Source organism: Streptomyces sp. NPDC000151, from assembly GCF_040301705.1.
Classification (GTDB): domain Bacteria; phylum Actinomycetota; class Actinomycetes; order Streptomycetales; family Streptomycetaceae; genus Streptomyces.
In genome coordinates this window covers 1-6,673 of record NZ_JBEPFC010000234.1, presented here as the reverse complement: position 1 = coordinate 6,673, position 6,673 = coordinate 1, and the positions used below count along the sequence as shown (strand labels likewise).

Below are 6,673 nucleotides of genomic sequence, written 5' to 3'. Positions count from 1 at the left end.
AATCGGCGCCCGCCGCCCGGCGGCGCTCGGGCCCGGCCCGGCGCCCGGCCCCGCGCACCACGTACCCTCGGCGACCATGAAGCTCTCGGTTGACGCCCTCCTGTTCGACAACGACGGCACGCTCGTCTCCTCCATGGACTCGGTGCGCCGCTGCTGGACGCGGTGGGCACGGGAGTACGGCGTCACGGGGGAGTTCGCCCGGGTCGAGCTGCACGGCCGGCCCGCCGCCGACATCGTCGCCGACCTGCTGCCCGGCGAGCGCGCCCCCGAGGCGCTGGCCCGCATCGAGGAGCTGGAGACCGCGGACGTGGACGGCGTGGTGCTGCTGCCCGGCACCCGCGCCCTGCTGGACTCGCTCCCCGCCGACCGCTGGGCCGTGGTCACCTCCGCCACCCGGAAGCTCGCCGAGGCCCGGCTCGCCGCCGTCGGCATCCGTCCCAAGCACCTGATCACCGCGGACGACATCACCCGCGGCAAGCCCGACCCCGAGCCGTTCCTGCTCGCCGCCCGGCACCTGGGCGTCGACCCGGCCCGCTGCGCGGTCTTCGAGGACGCGCCGGCCGGACTCGCGGCGGGCCGCGCGGCGGGCGCGAAGACCGTGGCGTTGACCACAACGACCGGCCCGGAGGAGCTGGTGGCCGACGTGGTCGTACCGGACCTGTCCGCGGTGTCCGCGCAGGCCACGGCGGACGGCGTGGAGATCACGACGGCGGACTGAGCCGGTGTCCACGGACCGGTCACCCGAGTCCGTCATCCGGACTGGCTTGATCGGTCCGTACGCCTGTCTGGTTTACTGGCCAGCATGACCACGACGAGCTGCCGCACCCCCGCGACCGAGGCGCACCTGACGCCCGGTGCTCGTTGCCTGTGTCGAATGTGTGACCGCTGAGGGCCCCCGCCTGAGCCTCGCGCCCCGAAGCGAGACCCGCTGCCATGTGCCGGACGACGCGTACAGAAGCGCCCCGTACCTCCCGTACGCACGCGCTCCGTACGCACTCCCGGCCGCCCCGCGTCACCGGACCCCGGAGCCGGGCGCCCGCCGCCCGCATGCCTCCGCGATCCCCATGCCGCACTCCGCAATGAATGCCCCGTGCCCGGCGGACGAGCCGCCGAGCACTCGACCATGACGGATATCCCTGTGATCACCACTACGGGCCTCACCAAGGTCTACCGCTCAGGCGACCGCGAGGTCACCGCGCTGGACGGCGTCGACCTGCACGTCCGCGAGGGCGAGGTGTACGGCGTCATCGGCCAGAGCGGCGCCGGCAAGTCGACGCTCATCCGCTGCGTGAACCTCCTGGAGCGCCCCACCTCGGGCACGGTCACCGTGGCCGGCCAGGACCTCACCGAGCTCGCCGGACGCGGCCAGCGGGCGAACCCCGCGCTGCGCGCCGCGCGCAGCCACATCGGCATGGTCTTCCAGCACTTCAACCTGCTGTCCTCGCGCACCGTCCAGGACAACATCGAGCTGCCGCTGGAGATCCTCAAGGTCGGCCGCCGCGACCGCGCCCGCAAGGCGCTGGAGCTGCTGGACCTGGTCGGCCTCGCCGACAAGGCCAAGGCGTACCCCGCCCAGCTCTCCGGCGGCCAGAAGCAGCGCGTCGGCATCGCCCGCGCGCTGGCCGGCGACCCGAAGGTGCTGCTCTCCGACGAGGCCACCAGCGCGCTGGACCCGGAGACCACCCGCTCCATCCTCCAGCTGCTGCGCGACCTCAACCGCCAGCTGGGCCTGACCGTCCTGCTCATCACCCACGAGATGGACGTCGTCAAGACCATCTGCGACTCCGCTGCCCTGATGAAGGGCGGCCGGATCGTCGAGCAGGGCACCGTCTCCGAGCTGCTGGCCACGCCCGGCGCGGAGCTGGCCACGGAGCTGTTCCCGGTCACCGGCGAGGCCACGGCCGAGGACCGCACGGTCGTGGACGTCACCTTCCACGGCGAGGCGGCCACCGAGCCGGTCATCTCCACCCTCTCGCGGACCTACAACGTCGACGTGTCGATCCTCGGCGCCGCCATGGACACCGTCGGCGGCAAGCAGGTCGGCCGGATGCGCATCGAGCTGCCCGGACGCTTCGAGGACAACGTCGTACCCATCGGCTTCCTGCGCGAGCAGGGCCTCCAGGTCGACGTCGTGGGGCGCACAGCGCCGCAGACGGACGCCGCCGTGCTGACCAAGGAGGTCGCGAAGTGAACTGGAACGACATGCAGCCGGTGCTCTACGACGGCATCCTCGACACCCTCTTCATGGTGTGGTGGGCAACCGTCTACACCGTCGTCGGCGGCCTCATCCTCGGCGTCCTGCTGGTCCTCACCGACCGCGGCGGACAGCTGCAGAACACCGTGGTGAACAAGGTCGTCAGCGTCGTCGTGAACATCGGCCGGTCGCTGCCCTTCATCATCCTGATGATCGCGATCATCCCGTTCACCCGGCTCGTCGCCGGTACGTCCATCGGCCCCTCGGCCGCGGTCGTGCCGCTCGCCGTCGGCGCCGTCCCCTTCTTCGCGCGCCTGGTGGAGACCTCCCTGCGCGAGGTGGACGGCGGGCTCGTCGAGGCCGCCCAGTCCATGGGCGGCGGCACCTGGACCATCGTCTTCAAGGTGCTGCTCCCGCAGGCCCTGCCCTCGCTGGTCGCCAGCCTGACCAACACCGTCATCACGATCATCGGCTACTCCGCGATGGCCGGCGCGCTCGGCGCCGGCGGTCTGGGCAGCGTGGCCATCACCTACGGCCAGCAGCGGTACGACACGCGCTTCATGCTCGTCACCGTGGTACTGATCATCCTGATCGTGACCGTCATCCAGCTCATCGGTGACCTGGTGATCCGGCGGCTCTCCCGCCGCGGCTCCCGCGCCACCGCCCCCGTACGCCTGCTGAAGCTGCCCAAGGCCCGCGAGACCGCGGACGAGGCGGCCTGACACGGGCTCTGAGCCACCACCCCGGAGCCCGGACCCTTTGCCGGGCGGTACACCACCTGTCAGAAAGGCACTCTTCGTGCGTAACACCGTCAAGCTCACCGGCGCCGTCGCGGCCGCCGCCGCGCTCACCCTCGCCCTCGGCGCCTGCAGCGCCCCCTCGGACCCGGACACGGAGAAGAAGGACGACGCGAGCTCCCCGCTCGTCGTCGGCGCCACCTCCGTCCCGCACGCCGAGATCCTGGAGTACGTCAAGAAGGACCTGGCGCCCAAGGAGGGCCTCAAGATCCAGGTCAAGACCTTCGACGACTACCAGCTGATCAACCCGGCGACCAAGGACGGCAGCCTGGACGCCAACTACTTCGAGACCAAGGAATTCCTGGACGACTGGAACAAGAAGAACGACGGGGACATCGAGCCCGTCGTCAACGTCCACGTCGAGCCGATGGGCGTCTACTCCAAGAAGTACGACAAGCTCTCCGAGCTGAAGTCCGGCGACACCGTCGGCGTGCCCAACGACGCCAGCAACGAGGCCCGTGCCCTGAAGCTGCTCGACAAGGCCGGCGCCATCGAGCTCAAGGCCGACGCCCCCGCGATCCCCGGCCTGAACGACATCGCGGACAAGAAGGGCCTGACCATCAAGGAGTCCAAGGCGGAACTCCTGGCCCCGCAGCTGAGCGACTACGACGCCGCGGTCATCAACGGCAACTACGCCATCGCCGCCAAGCTCAGCCCCAAGACGGACTCCCTGGCCATCGAGTCGGCCAAGAACAGCCCCTACGCGAACTTCCTCGCCGTCGACAAGAGCAAGAAGAACGACGCGCGCGTGCAGAAGCTCGCGAAGCTGCTCAACTCCGACCAGGTCAAGAAGTTCATCGAGACGCACTACAAGGACGGCTCCGTGCTGCCCTCCTTCGGCAAGGCGAGCTGACCCCCGCCGGCAAGGCGAGCTGACTCCGCCAGGCGCCCGTACGACGGCCCGTACCTGCCTTATCGCGGCAGGTGCGGGCCGTCATACTTGGCACATTCGCAGGCAGATGCTGCATGCTTGTGCACTCAAGACGGGCGGGAGCGCCCGAACGTATTCGCGGAGCTTTACGGAGCTTTACGGTCCACGGCGTGGGAGCAGCTGCATGACATCCACCTTTCCGGACATCTCCATCAGCACGGAGCGTCTGGTACTGCGGCCCTTCGACGACACGGACATCCCCGCGCTCGGCGACATGATGAACGACGAAGCGGTCGCCGCCTGGACCGCCCACCCCTTCCCGTACACCACGGCACACGCCCGGGAGTGGGTCACCAGCGGCGCCCCGGCCGTGCGCACCTCGGGCCGCGGACTCGCCTTCGCCGTCACCGAATTCCTCACCCAGCGCCTGGTCGGCGCGGTCCGCATCGACCACACCGACTGGCGGATACGCGGCGCCGAGCTCTCCTACATCACCGCCCCCTGGGCCCGCGGCGAGGGCTACGCCTGCGAGTCCTCGCTCGCCGTCGCCCAGTGGCTCTTCCGCGACCAGAAGTTCGAACGCCTGGAGCTGCGGACGGCCGCCGACAACACCGCAGCGCAGCAGGTCGCCCAGAAGCTCGGCTGCATCAGCGAAGGCGTGCTCCGCAACGCCTGGATAGCCCGCTCCCGCACCGAGAGCGGCTGGACCGACATGCGTACCGACCTCATCGTGTGGAGCCTGCTGCCCGAGGACTTCGACGGCCTCCCGGACCGGACCGAGGACGCGGACGGCTTCGCGTATCCGGACTGGCGCTGAAGGACGGTGGAGCAGTGGGGGAGAAGGGCGCCGCGGGGGGACGGGGCACCCGGGGTACCCTCACCTGATCCACGCCCGCACAACGGACCGACCGCACGACGAGACCAGGAGACATCCGCAGATGGCCGACCGCGTCACCGTGATCGGGTGGGACGGCTCGCCTCTGACCGCCGCCGCGCGCTCCGCACTGGGCGCGGCGACCCTGGTGGCCGGCGCCGCCCACCACCTGGCGCTCAAGGAAGTACCGCCCGCCGCCGAGCGGATCAGGCTCGGCAGCGTTGGCCTCGCGGCGCGCCGGATCGCCCAGCACCGCGGCACCGCCGTCGTACTCGCCGACGGCGACCCCGGCTTCTTCGGCGTCGTCCGCACCCTGCGCGCACCCGAACACGGCCTCGAAGTCGAGGTCGTACCGGCCGTCTCCTCCGTCGCCGCCGCCTTCGCCCGGGCCGGGATGCCCTGGGACGACGCCCAGATCGTCGTCGCGCACAGCCGCGACCTGCGCCGCGCCGTCAACGTCTGCCGCGCCCACACCAAGGTCGCCGTCCTCACCTCGCCCGGGGCCGGACCCGCCGAACTCGCCCTCCTGCTGCGCGGCGTGCACCGCACCTTCGTCATCTGCGAGGCGCTGGGCACCACCCAGGAACAGGTGACGGTCCTCACCTCCGACAAGGCCGCCGACCACGTGTGGCGCGACCCCAACGTCGTCATCGTGGTGGGCGGTCCCGCCGGCAGCGCCGCCACCCAGGGCACCGGCTGGCTCGCCGGCCGCGAGGTCGGCTACCCCTCCGGGCCGCGCGGCTGGGGGCTCTCCGACAGCGCGTACGGAGGCGGCCTGACGGAGGGTGAGTCCGGCCAGCTGCGCACCGCCCAGCTCGCCCGCCTCGGGCCCGCCGTCGGCGACCTGGTCTGGGACATCGGCGCGGGCTCCGGCGCGGCAGCCGTCGAGGCCGCCCGCTTCGGCGCGGCCGTCATCGCCGTCGACGCCGACGAGGACGCCTGCGCCCGCACGACAGCCGTGAGCCGCCGGTACGGCGTACAGCTCCAGGTCGTGCACGGCCGCGCGCCCCAGGTACTCGAAGACCTCCCGGAGCCGGACGTCGTCCGCATCGGGGCCGGCGGCACGGCCGTGGTCACCGCCTGCGCGGCCCGCCGCCCCGAACGCATCGTCACCCACGCCTCGACCCGCGACGAAGCGGAGGCGCTCGGCCGCGCGCTGGCCGACGGCGGCTATGAAGTCGAGTGCGCGCTCCTGCAGTCCGTCGAGCTGGACACCTCCGTATGGGTGGAGCGGGAGCGGGCGGTCGTCTTCCTCGTGTGCGGTTACCGCGTGCATCACCCCTGACCGGATCGGTCACCTGCGCGAGGTAGGCTGGCGGATCGTTGCGCCGCCGTTCCGCGATCGGAGTCGTGGGTCAATATCCGGAAAAGTCCGAGGTTTTGACCGCACAAGATGCTCTTGAGGGCGGACGTGCCGCGAGGCGCGCTCGCTCGTTCTAGCTATGGGGGCGGTCGGCGCGTGCCGCGGTCGAGCGCGTCGGACGAGCGGTTGGAAGGAGCACTACCGATGGGCGAGGGGTACGCATGACCGACACCGGCCAGGTCCCGGGCGAGGGACTGCCGGAGAACGCAGGCGGACATCCCGGAGGGCCGCTCCCGGCGGCCGCTCCCGCCCCTGCCGACGCCGGCCCGCAGCAGCCGCACGACGCGTACGCGTACCTCGACACCGCCGAGCCGGCCGAGGACGACGACCTGCTGATGCCGGGCGCCCAGGGCGCCTGGGGCAGCGAGCCGCAGGCGCACGGCGAGCAGCAGGGCCACTACGCGCCCGGACAGCCCGCGCACCAGCCGGAGGAGCACGCCGACTACACCCCGGGACGGGGTGCGGTGTACGACCCGGTGGCGGCGTACGACCCGACCCCGTACGAAACGGTGACGTACGGCGAGGAGCAGGCCGCGGGCCGCCCGGAGGCGGCGCAGCCGCAGGCCGCCGCGCC

7 protein-coding genes are annotated in these 6,673 nt (G+C 71.6%); all 7 read left to right on the top strand.

The features are described 5' to 3' along the window. Positions 1-76: 76 nt before the first annotated feature. A complete protein-coding gene (locus ABT381_RS34420) occupies positions 77-718 on the top strand; it encodes an HAD-IA family hydrolase (RefSeq protein WP_351601594.1) in 642 nt (213 codons plus the stop codon). A 420-nt stretch (positions 719-1,138) separates the two neighbouring features. Beyond that, a complete protein-coding gene (locus ABT381_RS34415; protein ID WP_351601591.1) occupies positions 1,139-2,191 on the top strand; it encodes a methionine ABC transporter ATP-binding protein in 1,053 nt (350 codons plus the stop codon). Beyond that, entirely contained in the window at positions 2,188-2,916 is a 729-nt protein-coding gene (locus ABT381_RS34410) for a methionine ABC transporter permease (RefSeq protein ID WP_351601588.1), read from the top strand. The genes ABT381_RS34415 and ABT381_RS34410 overlap by 4 nt, the downstream gene beginning before the upstream one ends. Before the next feature lie 76 nt (positions 2,917-2,992). Further along, complete coding sequence (locus ABT381_RS34405) at positions 2,993-3,844, top strand: MetQ/NlpA family ABC transporter substrate-binding protein (RefSeq protein WP_351601584.1); 852 nt, start codon at positions 2,993-2,995, stop codon at positions 3,842-3,844. Between the two features lie 202 nt (positions 3,845-4,046). Beyond that, positions 4,047-4,679, top strand: a complete 633-nt coding sequence (locus tag ABT381_RS34400; RefSeq protein ID WP_351601581.1) for a GNAT family N-acetyltransferase — start codon at positions 4,047-4,049, stop codon at positions 4,677-4,679. Positions 4,680-4,800: 121 nt separating this feature from the next. Then, complete coding sequence (cbiE, locus tag ABT381_RS34395) at positions 4,801-6,021, top strand: precorrin-6y C5,15-methyltransferase (decarboxylating) subunit CbiE (RefSeq protein WP_351601578.1); 1,221 nt, start codon at positions 4,801-4,803, stop codon at positions 6,019-6,021. Positions 6,022-6,260: 239 nt separating this feature from the next. Beyond that, positions 6,261-6,673, top strand: a 413-nt coding sequence (locus ABT381_RS34390) for a hypothetical protein (RefSeq protein ID WP_351601575.1), incomplete at its 3' end; no start/stop codon positions are given.

Coding starts and splice junctions, on each gene's coding strand:
- ABT381_RS34420 (WP_351601594.1), top strand. CDS start 77: ATGAAGCTCTCGGTTGACGCCCTCCTGTTCGACAACGACGGCACGCTC.
- cbiE (WP_351601578.1), top strand. CDS start 4,801: ATGGCCGACCGCGTCACCGTGATCGGGTGGGACGGCTCGCCTCTGACC.
- ABT381_RS34400 (WP_351601581.1), top strand. CDS start 4,047: ATGACATCCACCTTTCCGGACATCTCCATCAGCACGGAGCGTCTGGTA.